Consider the following 16,948-nt stretch of genomic DNA (forward strand, 5'->3'; position numbering starts at 1 on the left):
GCGCGCGGTTGCGCCGACTCGGCGTACCACGAGGAGACAGCCGCTCACGCGACTGCTGCCGCGTGAGCCCTCAACCGCCCCGAATCACAGCTTCTCGACCGGCGCATACCGGAGAAGCAACCGCTTGACCCCCGTCTCCCCGAAGTCGATGCTGGCGACCTGCTTGTCGCCCGATCCCTCGATGGTGACGACGGTGCCGAGCCCGAAGGAGTCATGGGTGACCCGGTCGCCCGGCTCGAGCGAGGGCACGGCGCGGGCCGGCTTCGACTTCGACGCGGCATCGGCGCGCAGCGCAGCCGAGGAGAAGTTGCGGCGCCCGGCGGCCGTGGGCTGACCGAGTCGCTGGCCACCACCCCAGCTGTCGTTGGCGAAGTTGGGGCGGCCCCACGAGGACATCTCCTTCTCCGTGCGCCGCCAGTCGACCAGGTCGACCGGGAGCTCGTCGAGGAAGCGGCTGCCGGGGTTGTGCGAGGGCGCGCCCCAGGCGGACCGGACGACGGCGCGCGAGATGAAGAGCCGCTTCTCGGCGCGGGTGATGCCAACGTAGGCCAGTCGGCGCTCCTCCTCGAGCTCGGTGCCGTCGCCGAGAGCCCGCGAGTGCGGGAAGACGCCGTCCTCCATGCCGGTGAGGAAGACCGCGGGGAACTCCAGGCCCTTCGCGGTGTGGAGCGTCATCAGGGTGACGACGCCGTCCTCGTCGTCGGGGATCTGGTCGGTGTCGGCGACCAGGGCGACCCGCTCCAGGAAGTCGGGGAGCCCGGGCTCCACCGTGCCGGCATCGACGTCGGCCGGGTCGGCGCTCGGGGCCGCGACGGGGTCGTCGGAGAACTCACGGGCGACGGCGACGAGCTCGGCGAGGTTCTCCACGCGGGTCTCGTCCTGCGGGTCGTCGGACTCCTCCAGCGAGGCGAGGTAACCCGATCGGTCGAGCACGGTCTCCAGGATGACGTCGGCCCGCTCGCCGGCGTCGACCATCTGCAGCAGCTCCTCGACCATGGCGACGAAGGCCTTGATGTTGGTCAGGCTGCGGGTGGCCATGCCGGGGGCGTCCTCGGCCTTCTGCAGCGCTTCCCAGAAGGTCAGACCGTCGCGCTCGGCCAGCGCGTTGACGCAGGCCACGGCCCGGTCGCCGATGCCCCGCTTGGGGGTGTTGAGGATCCGTCGCAGCGAGACCTGGTCGTCGGGGTTGGCCAGGGTGCGCAGATACGCCAGCGCGTCGCGCACCTCCTTGCGCTCGTAGAAGCGCACCCCACCGACGACCTTGTAGGGCTGGCCGGTGCGGATGAACACCTCCTCGAAGACCCGCGACTGGGCGTTGGTGCGGTAGAAGACGGCCACGTCGGCGGCCTTGAACCCGGCATCGACGAGCTTGTCGATCTCGTCGGAGACGAACCGGGCCTCGTCGCGCTCGTCGTCGGCGACGTAGCCGACGATGCGCTCACCGTTGCCGGCATCGCTCCACAGCGCCTTCTCCTTGCGACCCTTGTTGTGCTTGATGACCGCGTTGGCGGCGGTGAGGATCGTCTGGGTGGAGCGGTAGTTCTGCTCCAGCAGGATCGTGGTCGCGTCGGGGAAGTCCTGCTCGAAGTCGAGGATGTTGCGGATGTTGGCGCCGCGGAAGGCGTAGATCGACTGGTCGGCGTCACCGACCACCATCAGCTCGGCCGGCTCGGCTCGTGGGGTCTCCTCGGCGTAGGAGTCGGTCAGCGCGGTGTCGTCCATCCGGTCGGCACAGAGCTCGTGGACCAGGGCGTACTGAGCGTGGTTGGTGTCCTGGTATTCGTCGACCAGCACGTGACGGAACCGGCGGCGGTAGACCTCGCGCACCTCGGGGTAGGCCCGGAAGAGCTCGACGGTCGACATGATCAGGTCGTCGAAGTCGAGGGCGTTCGCCTGCCGCAGGCGCTTCTGGTACTCCTTGTAGGCCGCGACGTAGGTCTGCTCGAGGTGGTTGCGGGCATCCTTCTCGGCGGCCTCGACGTCGCGCAGCTCGTTCTTCTGGTCGCTGACCCAGTTGAGCACCTGGCCGGGCTGGTAGTGGCGCGGGTCCAGGTCGAGGTCGCTGAGCACGAGCTGCATCAGCCGCTTCTGGTCCTGGGCGTCGTAGATCGAGAAGTTGGACTTCAACCCCACCTTGTCGATCTCCTTGCGGAGGATCCGCACGCAGGCGCTGTGGAACGTCGAGACCCACATGATCCGCGCGCGCTTGCCCACCAGGGCCTCGACGCGCTCCTTCATCTCGGCCGCGGCCTTGTTGGTAAAGGTGATCGCCAGGATGCTGCCGGGGTGGGCGCCACGCTGGGAGATCAGCCACGCGATCCGCCTGGTCAGCACCCGGGTCTTGCCCGACCCCGCGCCCGCGACGACCAGGAGGGGCGCGCCCTGGTGCTGGACCGCCGCCTTCTGCGGCTCGTTGAGCCCGTCGAGGAGCTCCTCGGCGCTCGGGCCACGCCGTTTCGTACGCGGCTCGTCGGCCGGCTGCGCGGAGGCGAAGGCCTCGAGGCCCGGGATGGTGGCAACAGGGGTCTGGTCAGGCGTACTCATGCTGGCTCCAGCCTAGGGGCTGGCACCGACAACCGGCGGGTCGGCGGGCCTGTGACGAACGTCAGGAAGCGACGTGCGCGGAGGACCAGAAGACCGCCACGCAGACGTTGATGATCGTCAGGCCGAAGATCGTCCAGTAGAGGCCGTCGGAGATCTTGGGCTTGCGCAGCTGCGACATCACCAGGCCGAGGATGACCAGGCCGATCACGAGCTTCACGGCGACCTTCGCGTGGTCGACCGGACCGTCGCCCATCTCCAGGACGCCGACGAGCAGCAGGCCGGCCAGGAACGCGGTGCCGGAGCCGTCGCGCATGAGGCCGTTGGACACCTTGTCAGGCGCCTTGATCTGCACCAGCAGACCGCCGAAGAGCGCGGCGAAGCCGAGCAGGTGAATGACGAGCAGGATGTGCCGCACGATCTCCATGGGCAAAGACTAGAGCCACCGCCTCGGAGGCCACGAAGCGGCCCTCATCGACGCGTTTTCGAACGATCACACGAATTTGATCACATTCGCCTTGGGGAATTCCGATGCGTCTGCCTACTCTCACCGTGACCGCCACCATCGCTCTCGGCTCCGCAAGGAGGATTCTGACGTGTCATCACCCAACCCGACCCTGCCTTCAAGCAGGTCCCGACCGCTCGATCAGGTTCGCCAGTCCATCCGCTTCGACGTACCTGCCTCGCTGGTCGTCTTCCTCGTCGCCGTGCCGCTCTCGCTCGGCATCGCCGTCGCCTCCGGTGCACCTGTCGCCGCGGGCCTGATCGCCGCTGCGGCGGGCGGCATCGTCGCCGGCCTCTTCGGCGGCGCTCCTCTGCAGGTCAGCGGCCCGGCAGCCGGCCTCACCGTCGTCGTCGCCGAGACGGTGGCCGAGTTCGGCTGGGAGGCGACCTGTGCGATCACCCTGATGGCCGGTCTCCTCCAGATCGTGCTCGGCGCCACCCGGCTCGGACGCTACGCACTGGCGATCTCCCCGACCGTCGTCAGCGCCATGCTCGCCGCGATCGGGATCTCCATCGTCCTCGGCCAGCTCAACGTCGCCTTGGGCGGCCGGTCGCAGGCGAGCGCGATCGAGAACCTCGAGCACATCGTCGTCAACGCGCAGCAGCCCAACATCCACGCCGTCCTGGCCGGGCTCGGGGTGATCGGCATCCTGCTCGTGTGGCCGCGGCTGCCCCAGCGTGTCCGGGCGGTGCCCGGCCAGCTGGTCGCGATCGTCGCGATCACCCTGCTCGCCGCCGCCTGGCTGCCCGGAGCCGAGCGCGTCCACCTCGGCGGCGACCTGCTCGACGAGATCGGCTCGGTCGCGCTACCGGAGGGCACCCCGCTCGCCGTTGCCGGCGCGGTGCTCACCGTCGCCCTGATCGCGAGCGTGGAGAGCCTGCTCTCGGCGGTCGCCGTCGACAAGCTGCACGGCGGCCCGCGCAGCAACCTGAACCGCGAGCTCGTCGGTCAGGGGCTGGCCAACACGGTGTCGGGAGGACTCGGCGGCCTCCCCGTCACCGGCGTCATCGTGCGCAGCTCGACCAACGTCGCAGCCGGCGCGCGCACTCGTGTCTCCGCGATCCTGCACGGCGTCTGGGTGCTCCTCTTCGCCCTGGTCCTGGTCGGGCTGGTCGAGCAGATCCCGCTCGCGGCCCTGGCCGGGCTGCTGATCATGATGGGCACCGGCCTGGTCAGGCCCGCCGACATCTCCCAGGCGCATGCCCGGGGCGAGCTGTGGATCTACGGGCTCACCATCACCGGTGTGCTCGCGCTCAACCTCATCGAGGGTGTCCTGATCGGCCTGGTCGCCGCTCTGGTCCTGGTGCTGTGGCGCCTGGTCCACGTGCGGATCGACGTACGCCTGGCCGGCCGGGCCACCGACGGCCGCGAGAAGTGGCTGGTCGAGGTGCACGGCAGTCTCTCGTTCCTGGCGACGCCGACCCTGGTCAGCCGCCTCGACGCCATCCCCGAGGGTCAGCTCGTCGAGCTCGACCTCCTCGTCGACTACCTCGACCCGGCCGGGCGCGACCAGCTCGACCACTGGCGTGCCCGCTACGAGGCCGGCGGTGGGACGGTGCTCGTGGAGCACTCCGGTCCGCACGGCGTCGAGGCGCCCCGTCAGGAGCGCGCGCTGAAGGCGCCTCCGATCAGCCCGCGTGGGCTGCTGCCGTGGGGCGCCTGGCAGGACGTACGCGCCGACCGCGGTGACCGTCACCACCCGCTGGCGCTCGGCGTCCGCGAGTACCACCGCCGGCACGCCGCCCCGCTGCGGCCGGTCTACGAGGGGCTCGCCGACGGCCAGGAGCCGCACGCGGTCTTCCTGACCTGCGTCGACTCCCGGGTCGTGCCCAACCTGATCACCTCCAGCGGCCCGGGCGACCTGCTCACGGTCCGCACCATGGGCAACCTCGTGCCCGAGCCCGGCAGCACGGACAGCTCGGTCGCCGCACCCATGCTGTTCGGCGTGGACGACCTCGGCATCAACACCGTCGTCGTCTGCGGCCACTCGCGCTGCGGGGCGATCACCTCGGCCCTGGAGACCACCCGGGCCGGCACGGTTCCCACAGGGCCGGTCGGTGACTGGCTGCGCCACGCGGCTCCGGCGATCCAGGAGTGGCAGGCCGGGCATCCGGTCGGCCTCGCCGCTGCGGCCGCCGGCCGGAGCGAGGTCGACCAGGTCTCGCAGGTCAACGTCGCGGTGATGATCGACCGGCTCGGGGAGCTCCTGGCGGGCCGGGACGTACGTCTCGTGGGCCTGTTCCTGGACATCTCCGACGGCACGCTGCAGATCCTGCGTGCCGATGGGTTCACGACGCTGACCGATGCGGAGACCGACGAGCTCGCCCACCTGATGGAGGCCAGGCCGGCCGAGCCGGCGTGATCTGGATCTGAGCTAGAGCAGGCGGCGGTCGTTGGCCCAGCGAGTGAGCTCGTGACGGCTCGACAGCTGCAGCTTGCGCAGCACGTTGGACATGTGGGTCTCGACCGTCTTGATCGAGATGAACAGCTCGCCGGCGACCTCCTTGTAGGAGTAGCCACGGGCGATGAGGCGCATCACCTCGCGCTCTCGTTCGGTCAGACGGTCGAGGTCCTCGTCGATGTCGGCGATGGCGATGGTGCCGGCGAAGGCGTCGAGCACGAAGCCGGCCAGGCGCGGCGAGAAGACCGCGTCTCCCCCGGAGACCCGCTGGATCGCGGCGACCAGCTCGGCGCCGGTGATGGTCTTGGTGACGTAGCCGCGGGCACCGCCGCGGATGGTGCCGATGACGTCCTCGGCCGCGTCGGAGACCGACAGCGCCAGATAGCGCGGCGAGCCGTCGACGGCCGGCGCCTTGCGCATCACCTCGACGCCTCCGCCACCGGGGAGGTGTACGTCCAGCAGCACCACGTCGGGCTTGCCCTCGGCGATCGCCTTGACCGCGGTGTCGACGTCCTCGGCCTCGCCGACGACCCGGATCACCGGCGACCGGCTCAGCTCCGCGCGTACGCCGGTGCGGAACATCGCGTGGTCGTCGACGATGACGACCTTGACCTCACTCATGCCCGTTCTCCTTCATGACCAGCCTCCTTCGTGCGAGGCTGCTTGAGCCGCACCTCGGTACCTTCTCCGGGTGACGATCTCACCACAGCGCTGCCGCCGTGGCGGGACATCCGGTCGATGATGCTGTCGCGTACGCCGTGTCGGTCCGCGGAGACCTCGTCGAGGACGAAGCCCGCGCCACGGTCGCGGACGAAGACCTCGAAGGCCTCGTCGGTCGCCTCCGCGTAGACGTCGACCCGTCCGGTGCCGGCGTGCTTGGCGGCGTTGGTGACGGCTTCGCGGGTGGCGGCGACGATCGGCCTCACCGTCTCGTCATACGGCCCGTCGCCGACGACCACCACGTCGACGGTCACGCCGTGGGCGTCCTCGACCTCCGCGGCGGCCGCCTTGAGCGCGGCCGCGAACGTCTCGTCGGCCTGGGCCGGGGTCGAGAAGAGCCACTCGCGCAGGTCGCGCTCCTGGGCGCGGGCGAGCTTCTGCACCATCGCCGGATCGCCGGAGTTGCGCTGGATCAGGGCGAGGGTCTGGAGGACGGAGTCGTGCAGGTGGGCGGCCATGTCGGCGCGCTCCTGGCTGCGGATGCGCTCCTCGCGCTCGCTACCCAGGTCGCTGGCGAGCTGGCGCATCCACGGGCCGGCGACCAGGAAGCCCGCGGCGAGCACGATCAGGCCGGCGATGATCAGACCGGTGGCGTTGCCGAGGTCGAGCTGGCCGCCCGCGAGGATCACCGCGAAGAGCATCAGCCCGACGCCGACCCCGACCCGGACATACGCCCGCCAGCCACCCTTGCCGAAGACCATCTGCACCAGGTCGAGGCGGCTGGTGCCGTCGAGCCAGCGCTCACGCTGGGCCGCGTCGGCCTGGCGCCACAGCAGGGCCACGCCGGCGACGCCGAGCATCGCCGGCCAGATCAGCGCGCCGGCACCGAGCACCGTGTCGAAGAGCACGACCGCGCCGAACCCGAGCGCGAGCAGCGCGATCGCCGGACCCTTGTCGACCCCTCCTGGGCGCGAGGACGGCCGGCGGCCGCCGCGGGTCGCGCTCTCGCCGCCCGGGGTGGACTGCTCCAGGTGAGGCGCGGCCGGGATGAAGATCCACAGCGCGGCGTAGAGCACCACACCGAAGCCGCTGAACACCGCGGTGACGACGAAGAACGCGCGCACGGCCAGCACCGGCAGGCCGAGGTGCTCGGCCAGGCCGGCCGCCACGCCGCCGATCACCGAGGCGTCGGTGTCGCGGTAGGCGCGGCGTACCGCGGGCTCCGGGGGCGGTGCCGGCAGCTCCGTCGTCGCATGGGTTGTCGTCATGATGACAACCATCGTCACACCAACCGTGGGCGCGTACCATGAGGATTCACCCTGATCCTGGCGCGTCGAGAACTCAGGGCCGTCCCTGATGGTCTGCGGGGCGCGGAGGAGACAGAGTAGGGGTGTGACGATCCCGCCCGAGGCGCCGCTGCCGCCCACCCCGGAGCCGCCACCGCCTGTCTCGGAGGCGCGCACCCGCCCCAGCGGCGAGCAGCTGCGCAACCTCAGTGGCCTGCGGCGTACGACCCATGCCTCCCCGGAGGGGCGGCACATCGCCGGCGTCGCGGGTGGGATCGCACGCCACTTCGACGTCGACCCGCTGCTGGTGCGGGTGGTCCTGGTGGTGGCCGCGTTCTTCGGCGGCTCCGGCGGGATCGTGTACGTCGCCGCCTGGCTGCTGGTGCCCGAGGAGGAGGCCGAGGACGGGATGATCCCGGTCGGGCCACCTGCCCGCAACCTCCTGCTCTGGATCGCCGGCGGCATCGCGGCGATCTCCCTGCTCGGCGACGCGTTCGGCGACACCAGCGTGCCCTGGTTCTGGCTCGCGGTCCTCGCCGTCGTCGCGCTCTGGTACGCCAACCGTGGCAGGTGGAGCCGCAAGCGCGGTGGACCTCCACCGCCCCCGGCGGCATCGCCGGCCACGTCTCCGGCAACCGCGCGGATGGACGTGCCCGCAGCTCAGACACGTCTTCTGCCGCCGCCCTGGCCGCCCGGATCCTACGATCCCAGCGCGCCGCTGGCCCGAGCGGGCCGCCGGCGCCCGCCGCTGCTGTTCGGCCGGGCCATCGCGGTCGCCGCTCTGGTGGTGGGTGTCCTCGGCCTCATCGACGTCGCCGACTGGATGCCCGTCCCGACCAGTGCCTACCCGGCGGCGCTGCTGGCCGTCTTCGGCGGCTTCCTGGTGCTCGGCGCGTTCTGGGGCCGGGCCGGCGGGCTGATCTTCTTCGGGCTGCTGGCCCTGGCCGCGCTGCCGCTGACGATGATCGATCTGTCGGACATCGAGACCGGGAGCAGCGTCGAGATCCATCCGCGCAGCGTCGCGGCCCTGGAGACCTCCTACGCGGTCGACGCGGGCGCGATCGTCGTGGACCTGAGCGCCATCGACCCGAAGACGCTCGACGGCCGCGACCTCGAGATCACCAGCTCGTTCGCCGAGATCACCGTCATCGTTCCCGACGACGCCACCGTCGCCGCGCAGGCCACCGTCGGTGCCCTCGGCGAGGCGCAGATCTTCGACGAGACCCGCAGCGACATCGGCGGGTTCGCCCTGACCCGGACCCACGTCGCCGGGAAGGAAGGCAGCGAGCCCGGCCTCGCCGACGACGCCGATCTCCATCTGACCACCACCGCGGACCTCGGCGCGATCAACGTCTACGAGGAGAGCGACCCCCGAGCCGCGCGCTTCGTCGGGACGGCCGAGAGGAGCACCCGATGAGCTACGACTACTCCCCGCCGCCGCGTTTCGAGGACCAGGCTCCGCCGCCCAGGCGCAGCGGGCGGCACCCGGTCAACATCGGCCACCTCGTCATGGGGCTCGTCTTCCTCGTCTTCGTCGTCGTCTGGGCCCTGGTCGTCAGCGGAACCGTCGTCATCCACAGCATCGAGGACCTCCGCTGGCTCCTCCCGCTCCCCTGGATCGTCGGCGGCTCCATCGGCCTGCTCGCCGCGCTCCTCAGGAAAAGCTGACGGCTCACGGTGCCGCGACGTCGACCGACTTCTCCTTGAACCTGCCGGCGAGCATCGACCGGAACGCATTCTTGGTGACCTTGTTGCTGCTGATCAGCGACATCGCGTTGCGCATCATCAGGTCGCGGCGGTTCTGCGGCACGAACATCGCCAACCCGTCCGTACGCCCCGAGCGCTGCTGCACCTCGATGAAGGGGCGCAGGCGCTGCTCCCACTCGCGCAGCGCACGCGCCGTGTTGCCGGGGTTGCGGGCGAGCGTCGTGCCGAGCAGGTCGGCGCCGGAGATGGCGGTCGAGGCGCCCATCCCGGAGTAGAGCGTCAGGCACCAGGCAGCGTCGCCGACCAGGACCACGCGATCGGTGTGCCAGGACGGCATCACCACCTGGTGGACCGAGTCGAAGAGGCTGTCCTCCGCGGCCTCGAACTGGTCGAAGAGGTGCTCCAGGATCGGGCCGGGCTCCGGCCCGAAGGCGGCGCGGATCCTGTCGATCGGCCTGCCGCGGAACTGGGCGTTCTCGTCGTCGGTCCGGTAGGAGAACATCACGGTCGGGGTGTGATCGGCGAACCCGAAGACCCACACCGAGCGTCCTTCCTCGGTGAGGATGAGGCCGTCGGAGGGGCGGAAGCCCGGCACCTGGCGCTCGAGGAGCGCGACGCCGATGATGTGGTTCAGCGGCCGCAGGTGCTCCTCGTCGGGCCCGAAGACCAGGCGGCGTACGGTCGAGCGGAGCCCGTCGGCACCGACGACGAGATCGAAGCGCTCGGTGGTCTCCCCGGCCTCCGAGCGCAATGTCACCTGGACTCCGTCGACGTGCTCGTCGATGGTGACGGGGCTCGTGCCGTAGCGGATCTCGGTCGTCCCGGCGACCTGGTCGTAGAGGGCGGACTCGATGTCGCCGCGCAGGATGAGGCGCGGCTCGCCGGGCAGGTCGCCGTAGCCCATGCCCGGGCGACGCTTCGTGCCGGATCGATCGACGTTGTAGGTCATCCCGTCCCGGTCGGTGCGGTTGCCGATCGCGTCGAGCACCCCCATCCGCTGCGCGGTCGCGCGGCCGGTCTCGAACAGCCCCACGAAGTAGCCGGCGGCTCTGCGGTCCGGGGCACGCTCCACGATCACCGGCTCCCAGCCGATCTCGCGCAGACGCATCGCCGTGGCCAGTCCCGCGATGCCCATCCCGACGATCAGAGCTCGTGGTGTCGTCATTTCTCTCTCCTCCCACAAACGGAGATCTCTTCTCCGGTTAATGCTCAGCGTAGCACTAAGCGGAGATATGTCCTCCATTTTGTTAGGATGAATCCATGAGTACGTCACCAGCCCCGCGCACCCGACCCCTGCGCGCCGACGCCGAGCGCAACCGCCAGCGGCTCATCGCCGCCGCCCAGGAGCTCTTCGCGACCCGGGGCATCGACGTCACCCTCGACGACGTCGCCCGCCACGCCGGCGTCGGCGTCGGCACCGTCTACCGCCGCTTCGCCAACCGCGACGAGCTCATCGAGGTGGTGCTCGTCGGGGCCGTACGCCGACTCGCCGACCACGCTGAGAAGGCGCTCGCCAACCCCGACCCCTGGGACGGTTTCGAGGAGTTCTTCGTGGCCGCGACCCGGGACTTCGCCGAGAACCGTGGACTCCGCGAGCTCGTCCTCGAACGCCACCGCGGGACCGCGGACGCCTTCGTCGATGTCCGGAACGGATTCCAGCCCGCCACGACCACGCTCATCGGCCGCGCCCAGGAGGCCGGCGAGCTCCGGGACGATCTCGAACCCGTCGACTTCCCGCTGATCCAGCTCATGCTCGGCGCGGTCACCCATCACACCAGGGACGTCGCCCCGGAGTTGTGGCAGCGCTACGTCACGCTCATGCTCGACGGGCTGCGTACTCGGCGGGACGCGCCCACCCCCTTCGCGGCTCCGGCGATCACCGACGCGCAGTTCGACCGGGCGCTCACCTAAGGGTTCCCCGGGTGGCGTCGGGGCTAGGAGACGCTGGAGATCTCCCCCGACCAACCCACGAGGAGCTCGGCCTCGTGCGGGGGTGGGCCGGGAAGACGGCGGCTGGCCGCGTCGGCGCGCAGGCCGTCGCAGACGAGGGCGAGGTAGCGGCGGCGGAGGGCGGCGCTGCGTACGTCGTCCCCTACGTCGATGCGACCGATCTGCTCGAGGAGCACGGTGATGTCGGTGCGAGTGACGTCGGGACGGAGGATGCCGCTGCCGCGGGCGCCGCGCAGCAGCCGGTTGGTGGTGTGGACGGCGAGCTTGTCCAGGTCACGCAGGCCTTGGTCGAAGGTGACCTCGCCGCGCAGGGCGAGGGTGAGCCGTGGGAGACCGTCGTCGAGCACCTGGCGCAGGAAGCCCGTGAATGCGTGCCAGGGGTCGTCGGTGTCGCTCAGCGCCGCCTCGGCGAAGGCGATGTAGCGGCGGTAGTTGTCGGCGGCGACGGCCCGCAGCAGCGCCTGCTTGTTGGCGTAGCGGCGGTAGAGCCCGGCCACCCCCATCCCGGCCTCCTCGGCGACCGCGGCCATGGTCGCGCGCGGGTCCCTGAGCAGCACCTCGCGAGCAGCCATCAGCACCGCGCGGTCTGCGTTGGGGGGCGGCATGCCCACACCCTACGGGGCGGCGCCAGCCTCAGGCCGTACGTGCCTGTGTGATGTCGGCCAACGCCGCGATCGGCCGGTTCGGGTAGTCGGCGAACACCCCGTCGACCCCGGCCTCGAAGAGGCGATTCGCCTGGTCGCGGCCTGCTTTCAGAGTCCAGACGAAGACCTTCAGCCCGTGCCGGTGGGCCTCGTCGGCCAGGCCGGTCGGCGGCTGTCCCTTCTTGCGGACCATCGACTTCTTGGGGCCGATGGCCTGGGCGTACGTCGCGATCTCCGCGCAGTCGACCGCACCCCACTTCTTGTCGACGAGCTGCACCAGCGGAAGCTCGGTGCGGGTGCTCATCTCCCGCACCCACGCCTCGTCGAAGCTCTGCAGCCACAGCCGCTGCGTGGGCAGGCCCGGGAGGCCGTTCCAGGCGTCGACGCCGTGGTCGGCGAGGGTCTGCAGGAGGGTCTCGGTGACGGGGAGGCCGATGGAGGCGAAGTACGTCGGGTGCTTGACCTCGACGTGCAGCCCGACCCGCCGCCCGCGGCGCTGCGACTCGTCGGCGACGAGCAGCAGCAGCGTGTCGAGGGTGATGATCGGCTGGCTCGTCGTCGGCGCACCGAGGCTGAGCAGCTCGGCGAAGGTGAAGTCCTCGGTGAACCAGCCGGTCCACTTCTTGCCGCTGATCACCTTGGTCGTACGCCGCTCCGCGAACTCCTCGCGCGAGGCGACGTCCGTGGTGCGGGTGAGCTCGTTCTCGTGCCGGAGCACCATCACCCCGTCGCGCGTCATCACCACGTCGGTCTCGAGCGCGTCCACACCCTGGCGCAGTGCCAGGCGGTAGGACTCCAAGGAGTGCTCCGGCAGATAGCCGGGTGCTCCGCGATGGCCGATCACAAGGGGGCGGGAGGCCGATGCCATGGCACCCAGCGTGCGTGCCGGCGGCGACGCCGCGGCGGGCGCAATGTGAATGGGACGTTACGAGCGGCGGGCCGTTCGGTTCGGCACCCTCAGGGGGTGTCCTCGCCGGACCAGACGACGTTCTCGCGGATGAGCCGGGCGGGGACACCGGCCACGGCCGTACGCGGCTCGACCTTCTGGTTGCGGACCATGCTCCGCATCCCGACGACCGCCCCGTCGCCGATCTCGACGTGGCCGGTGACGATGGCGTCGCGGCCCAGCCAGACGTGCTCGCCGAGGCGGATGTTGGCGCCGTACGGATTGATCCGCTGCCCCGTCTCGCCGTCCTCGAGCCGGTGCATGTCGTCGGTGGCGACATAGACGTTGGCGGCCCAGAGCTGGTCGCGGGCGGCGACGATCGAGCCGCCGTTGCGGGCGTCGACCTGCGCGCGCGAGGTGGCGACGAGGCCACCGGAGAGGATCACCGCGGAGTCGCCGCCGCAATAGATCTCGCCCCAGACCATGCTGGTGTCCGGGCCGATGAAGATCGTCGGCCGGTCGCCCCCGACCAGCAGCGCCTGCATCGAGGTGATGTCGGTCGCGACCACGATCAGCGCATCCGAGAACGGGTAGAACCCCAGCAGGTCGATCAGCCGCTGGTCGAGGCGGAACCCGTCACGCAGGTAGAGCGCGTTGCCGCCCTCGTGCCACCACTCCGGCAGAGGTCCGGTGATCTCGCTGAGCTCGAGCCCGGTGAGCACCTCCGGATCGAGCCCCGCGGCGATGAGCCGCTCCCGATGTACGTCCGTGAGCGGCTCACCCCTGGTCCACGACATGCCGGGAACCATAACCCGCGCCGCTCGGGCGGCATGGCCGGCGGCAGGAAAACCGTTCGCAACCGCGTCCCGAGATGCTGATAATCGGTCGGGTGCGCAGACTCCCTCTCGATGATCCCGGGGTCGCGGACCATCGGTCTCCCGGCCGGTTCCTGTGGTGGATGGCGAAGGGGCAGTGGGACACGCTCCTGGGCGGGATGTTCTTCGGGATCGTCTGGATGAGCGCCCAGGCGGTGATGCCGCTGGTGATCGGGCGAGCGATCGACGAGGGCGTGGCGACCAAGGACGTCCCCACGCTCACCGCCTACGCGGCCGTGCTGCTCGGTGTCGGCCTGGTGCAGGCGGTCGCGGGGATCATGCGCCACCGGTTCGCGGTGACCAACTGGCTGACCGCCGCCTACCGGGTCGTGCAGCTGGTGACCCGGCAGTCCGTACGCCTCGGCGCATCCCTCCCCCGCAAGGTCTCGACCGGCGAGGTCGCCGCGATCGGCACCTCCGACCTGTCCCACGTCGGTCAGGTCATGGACGTCTCCGCCCGGTTCTCCGGCGCGGTGGTCTCCTTCGTGGTCGTCGCCGTCGTCCTGCTGCAGACCTCGGTCACGCTCGGGCTGGTCGTGCTGATCGGCGTTCCGCTCGTCGTCCTTCTCGTCGGCCCGCTGCTCTCGCCGCTGCAGAAGGTCGCGGCCGACCAGCGGCAGCTGATGGGCGAGCTGTCCAACACCGCGGCCGACATCGTGGGCGGCCTGCGCGTTCTGCGCGGGATCGGCGGCGAGGAGGTCTTCGGCGCGCGCTACCGGCGACAGTCGCAGGACGTACGCCACGCCGGGGTCCGGGTCGCGCGGCTGCAGTCGGTGCTCGATGCGATGCAGATCCTCCTGCCCGGTCTGTTCGTGGTCGCCGTGGTGTGGCTCGGCGCGCGGATGGCGGTCGCGGGCGAGATCACCGCGGGGCAGCTGGTCGCGCTCTACGGCTACGCCGCGTTCCTGATGCTGCCGCTGAGGACGGTGGTGGAGTACGCCAACAAGTTCATCCGTGCCCGGGTCTCGGCCAAGCGGATCATCACGGTCCTCGCACAGGACCCGGACAATGTCTCCCTCGACTCTCCGCTGCCCATGCCTCCCGCGGGATCCGAGCTGCGCGACGTCGCCTCGAAGGTGCGCATCGAGCCGGGGCGGTTGACCGCGCTGGTCTCCGAGCAGCCCGACGAGACCTCTCACCTCGCCGACCGGCTCGGTCTGATGTCACCGCCGAACGAGCTGACGGACCGGTCGGTCACTCTCGGCGGAGTGCCCCTGTGCGATCTGCCGCTGGCGGATGTACGCCGCAGGATCGTCGTCTCCGACACCGGCACCCAGCTCTTCTCCGGCCCGTTGGGCGAGGTCCTCGACGTGACCGGCCGGGCCGGGAGGGCAGGCACCGAGGCAGCGATGCACACGGCGTCGGCCGAGGACATCCTGGAGGCGCTGCCCGAGGGTTACCGGGCCCAGGTGACCGAGCGTGGCCGCAGTCTCTCCGGCGGTCAGCGCCAACGGCTGATGCTGGCCCGGGTGCTCACCCTCGATCCCGAGATCCTGATCCTCGTCGAGCCGACCTCCGCGGTCGACGCCCACACCGAGGCCCGCATCGCCTCGCGGCTGAGTGCCCACCGCGCCGGGCGTACGACCGTGGTCACGACCACCAGCCCGCTGCTGCTCGACGCCGCCGACGTGGTCGTCTTCCTCGAGGACGGGAAGGTCGCCGCGACCGGGACGCACCACGAGCTGCTGCGCAGCTGCCCCGGCTATCGCCGTGTGGTCGTGCGAGACGTAGAGGAAGAGGTCACGTCGTGACAACCGCGCTCCCGGTGGCGTCGAACAAGGACGTCCGTGCCTATGTCGCCACCCTGGCCCGCCGCCACCCACGGATGCTCTGGGGTGCGCTGGGCCTGCACCTGCTCGCCGCGGGTGCCGCGCTGGCACCGCCACGACTGATCGGTGACCTGGTCGAGTCGGTCGAGGCGGGCACGACGGCCGGACACGTCGACCTCCTGCTGGCACTCCTGGCCGGGTTCCTCGTGATCCAGGTGCTGCTGACCCGGTACGCCCGGCTCCTGTCCCAGGTCCTGGGCGAGCAGGTGCTGGCCGAGCTGCGCGAGGAGTTCGTCGAGAACACCCTGGCGCTCCCGCTGGGCACCGTCGAGGAGGCCGGCTCCGGCGACCTGCTGACCCGCACCGGCCGCGACGTCGACCAGCTCAACTGGTCGATCCGCTACGCGCTGCCGGAGTGGACGATCGCCTGCCTGACCGCGGTCGCGACGCTCGTCGCCGCGCTCACCGTCGGCTGGTGGGTCGCGCTGCCGTGCCTGCTCGGGGTGCCGGCGCTCGTGATCGGTCTGCGCTGGTATCTCCGCCGCGCCAAGGACGGCTACCTGCGCGAGTCGGCCACCTACTCACAGATCAACTCGACGCTCACCGAGACGGCCGAGGGCTCGCGCACGGTGGAGGCGCTCGGCCTCCAGAGCGCCCGGGTCCGGGCCGGTGACGCCGACATCGCGGCATCGTTCCGTGCCGAGCGCTACACGCTGTTCCTGCGGACGGTCTTCTTCCCGGCGATGGAGATCTCCTACCTCGTCCCCACGGTCGTCACCCTGCTGTTCGGCGGCTGGCTCTACACCCAGGGCGTCTGCTCGCTCGGCGACGTGACCGCGGCGACCCTGTACGTCCAGATGCTGATCGACCCCGTCGACCGGATCGTCTCGATCCTCGACGAGCTCCAGATGGGCAACACGTCCCTGGCCCGCCTTCTCGGTGTCGCGCACGTCCCCGACGACCGGGTGGCCACCGGCGCCGAGCCCGCCGGCGAGAGGATCCGGGCGACCGACGTGACGTTCTCCTACGTCGAGGGCCGAGACGTCCTCCACGGGATCTCGATGGACGTCGGGGTCGGCGAGCGGGTGGCCATGGTCGGGCCCTCCGGCGCCGGCAAGTCGACGCTCGGGCGGCTGCTCGCGGGCATCCATCCGCCGCGCACGGGAGCCGTGACCGTGGGCGATGTGCCGTTGGTCGACCTCCCGCTCGACGAGCTGCGCGGCCACGTCGCGCTGGTCACCCAGGAGCACCACGTCTTCGCGGGGACCGTGCGCGACAACCTCGTCCTGGCCCGCCCCGGAGCCTCGGACACGGAGGTGCTCGACGCCCTGGCGGCGGTGGATGCCCGCGAGTGGGTCTCGGCGCTCCCGGACGGCCTGGACACCGCGGTCGGCTCCGGCGGCCGTGCCCTGACCGCACCGCAGGCCCAGCAGGTCGCCCTCGCCCGGCTCGTCCTCGCCGATCCGCACACCCTGGTGCTGGACGAGGCGACCTCGCTCATCGATCCCCGCGCCGCCCGCCACCTGGAGCGGTCGCTGGCGGCGGTGCTGGAGGGACGTACGGTCATCGCGATCGCCCACCGGCTCTTCTCCGCCCATGACGCCGACCGCGTCGCCGTGGTCGAGGACGGCCGGATCACCGAGTTCGGCCCCCACGACGAGCTCGTCGCCGCTCGCGGTTCCTATGCCCGGCTCTGGGACTCCTGGCGCATCTGACAGCACGGC

The 16,948-nt window shown here is 70.9% G+C and carries 14 protein-coding genes; 6 read left to right on the top strand and 8 right to left on the bottom strand.

Going from position 1 to position 16,948, the window contains the following annotated elements; translation table 11 throughout:
- Positions 1-84: 84 nt before the first annotated feature.
- Together pcrA and UG56_RS09360 are read right to left on the bottom strand one after the other, a co-directional pair.
- Positions 85-2,544: a DNA helicase PcrA gene (gene pcrA, locus UG56_RS09355; RefSeq protein WP_084100819.1), complete on the bottom strand. Its 2,460-nt coding sequence runs from the start codon at positions 2,542-2,544 to the stop codon at positions 85-87.
- A 61-nt stretch (positions 2,545-2,605) separates the two neighbouring features.
- On the bottom strand, positions 2,606-2,968 hold the full coding sequence (locus tag UG56_RS09360; protein ID WP_045551510.1) for a hypothetical protein: 363 nt from the start codon (positions 2,966-2,968) through the stop codon (positions 2,606-2,608).
- A 169-nt stretch (positions 2,969-3,137) separates the two neighbouring features.
- Between UG56_RS09360 and UG56_RS09365 the strand changes: the two genes are divergently transcribed.
- Positions 3,138-5,408, top strand: a complete 2,271-nt coding sequence (locus UG56_RS09365) for a SulP family inorganic anion transporter (protein WP_045551511.1) — start codon at positions 3,138-3,140, stop codon at positions 5,406-5,408.
- Between the two features lie 12 nt (positions 5,409-5,420).
- Here UG56_RS09365 and UG56_RS09370 read toward each other — a convergent pair whose 3' ends face one another.
- Together UG56_RS09370 and UG56_RS09375 are read right to left on the bottom strand one after the other, a co-directional pair.
- Positions 5,421-6,068 carry a LuxR C-terminal-related transcriptional regulator gene (locus tag UG56_RS09370; RefSeq protein WP_045551512.1) on the bottom strand — a complete coding sequence of 216 codons (648 nt, stop codon included), beginning with the start codon at positions 6,066-6,068 and terminating at the stop codon, positions 5,421-5,423.
- A complete protein-coding gene (locus UG56_RS09375) occupies positions 6,065-7,375 on the bottom strand; it encodes an ATP-binding protein (protein WP_071326991.1) in 1,311 nt (436 codons plus the stop codon). The genes UG56_RS09370 and UG56_RS09375 overlap by 4 nt, the downstream gene beginning before the upstream one ends.
- A gap of 124 nt (positions 7,376-7,499) precedes the next feature.
- Between UG56_RS09375 and UG56_RS09380 the strand changes: the two genes are divergently transcribed.
- Together UG56_RS09380 and UG56_RS09385 are read left to right on the top strand one after the other, a co-directional pair.
- Positions 7,500-8,810 (top strand): PspC domain-containing protein, encoded by a 1,311-nt coding sequence (locus UG56_RS09380; protein ID WP_045550420.1) that lies wholly within the window; start codon positions 7,500-7,502, stop codon positions 8,808-8,810.
- The gene (locus UG56_RS09385; RefSeq protein WP_045550421.1) at positions 8,807-9,061 is read left to right on the top strand and encodes a hypothetical protein; all 255 of its coding nucleotides are present in this window, start codon (positions 8,807-8,809) and stop codon (positions 9,059-9,061) included. Before UG56_RS09380 ends, UG56_RS09385 begins: the two co-directional genes overlap by 4 nt.
- 4 nt (positions 9,062-9,065) lie before the next feature.
- On the opposite strand, the gene UG56_RS09390 is transcribed toward UG56_RS09385, so the two are convergent.
- A complete protein-coding gene (locus UG56_RS09390; protein ID WP_045550422.1) occupies positions 9,066-10,265 on the bottom strand; it encodes an FAD-dependent monooxygenase in 1,200 nt (399 codons plus the stop codon).
- 95 nt (positions 10,266-10,360) lie between these two features.
- On the opposite strand from UG56_RS09390, the gene UG56_RS09395 reads away from it, so the two are divergent.
- The gene (locus UG56_RS09395; RefSeq protein ID WP_045550423.1) at positions 10,361-11,011 is read left to right on the top strand and encodes a TetR/AcrR family transcriptional regulator; all 651 of its coding nucleotides are present in this window, start codon (positions 10,361-10,363) and stop codon (positions 11,009-11,011) included.
- A 23-nt stretch (positions 11,012-11,034) separates the two neighbouring features.
- On the opposite strand, the gene UG56_RS09400 is transcribed toward UG56_RS09395, so the two are convergent.
- From UG56_RS09400 to UG56_RS09410, 3 genes are all read right to left on the bottom strand, one after another.
- Positions 11,035-11,655: a TetR/AcrR family transcriptional regulator gene (locus UG56_RS09400; protein ID WP_045550424.1), complete on the bottom strand. Its 621-nt coding sequence runs from the start codon at positions 11,653-11,655 to the stop codon at positions 11,035-11,037.
- A gap of 28 nt (positions 11,656-11,683) precedes the next feature.
- Complete coding sequence (locus UG56_RS09405) at positions 11,684-12,562, bottom strand: glycerophosphodiester phosphodiesterase family protein (RefSeq protein WP_045550425.1); 879 nt, start codon at positions 12,560-12,562, stop codon at positions 11,684-11,686.
- A gap of 89 nt (positions 12,563-12,651) precedes the next feature.
- Entirely contained in the window at positions 12,652-13,377 is a 726-nt protein-coding gene (locus UG56_RS09410) for an acyltransferase (RefSeq protein ID WP_256206524.1), read from the bottom strand.
- 92 nt (positions 13,378-13,469) lie between these two features.
- Here UG56_RS09410 and UG56_RS09415 point away from each other — a divergent pair, with 92 nt between their 5' ends.
- Both UG56_RS09415 and UG56_RS09420 read left to right on the top strand, forming a co-directional pair.
- Complete coding sequence (locus tag UG56_RS09415; protein WP_045550427.1) at positions 13,470-15,206, top strand: ABC transporter ATP-binding protein; 1,737 nt, start codon at positions 13,470-13,472, stop codon at positions 15,204-15,206.
- A complete protein-coding gene (locus tag UG56_RS09420) occupies positions 15,203-16,939 on the top strand; it encodes an ABC transporter ATP-binding protein (protein ID WP_045550428.1) in 1,737 nt (578 codons plus the stop codon). Before UG56_RS09415 ends, UG56_RS09420 begins: the two co-directional genes overlap by 4 nt.
- The last annotated feature ends 9 nt before the right edge of the window (positions 16,940-16,948 follow it).

It is taken from the genome of Nocardioides luteus (assembly GCF_000960475.2).
Lineage (GTDB): Bacteria > Actinomycetota > Actinomycetes > Propionibacteriales > Nocardioidaceae > Nocardioides > Nocardioides luteus_A.

Coding starts and splice junctions, on each gene's coding strand:
- UG56_RS09395 (WP_045550423.1), top strand. CDS start 10,361: ATGAGTACGTCACCAGCCCCGCGCACCCGACCCCTGCGCGCCGACGCC.
- UG56_RS09385 (WP_045550421.1), top strand. CDS start 8,807: ATGAGCTACGACTACTCCCCGCCGCCGCGTTTCGAGGACCAGGCTCCG.
- UG56_RS09400 (WP_045550424.1), bottom strand. CDS start 11,655: ATGCCGCCCCCCAACGCAGACCGCGCGGTGCTGATGGCTGCTCGCGAG.
- UG56_RS09375 (WP_071326991.1), bottom strand. CDS start 7,375: ATGACGACAACCCATGCGACGACGGAGCTGCCGGCACCGCCCCCGGAG.
- UG56_RS09370 (WP_045551512.1), bottom strand. CDS start 6,068: ATGAGTGAGGTCAAGGTCGTCATCGTCGACGACCACGCGATGTTCCGC.
- UG56_RS09390 (WP_045550422.1), bottom strand. CDS start 10,265: ATGACGACACCACGAGCTCTGATCGTCGGGATGGGCATCGCGGGACTG.
- UG56_RS09410 (WP_256206524.1), bottom strand. CDS start 13,377: ATGTCGTGGACCAGGGGTGAGCCGCTCACGGACGTACATCGGGAGCGG.
- UG56_RS09405 (WP_045550425.1), bottom strand. CDS start 12,562: ATGGCATCGGCCTCCCGCCCCCTTGTGATCGGCCATCGCGGAGCACCC.
- pcrA (WP_084100819.1), bottom strand. CDS start 2,544: ATGAGTACGCCTGACCAGACCCCTGTTGCCACCATCCCGGGCCTCGAG.
- UG56_RS09360 (WP_045551510.1), bottom strand. CDS start 2,968: ATGGAGATCGTGCGGCACATCCTGCTCGTCATTCACCTGCTCGGCTTC.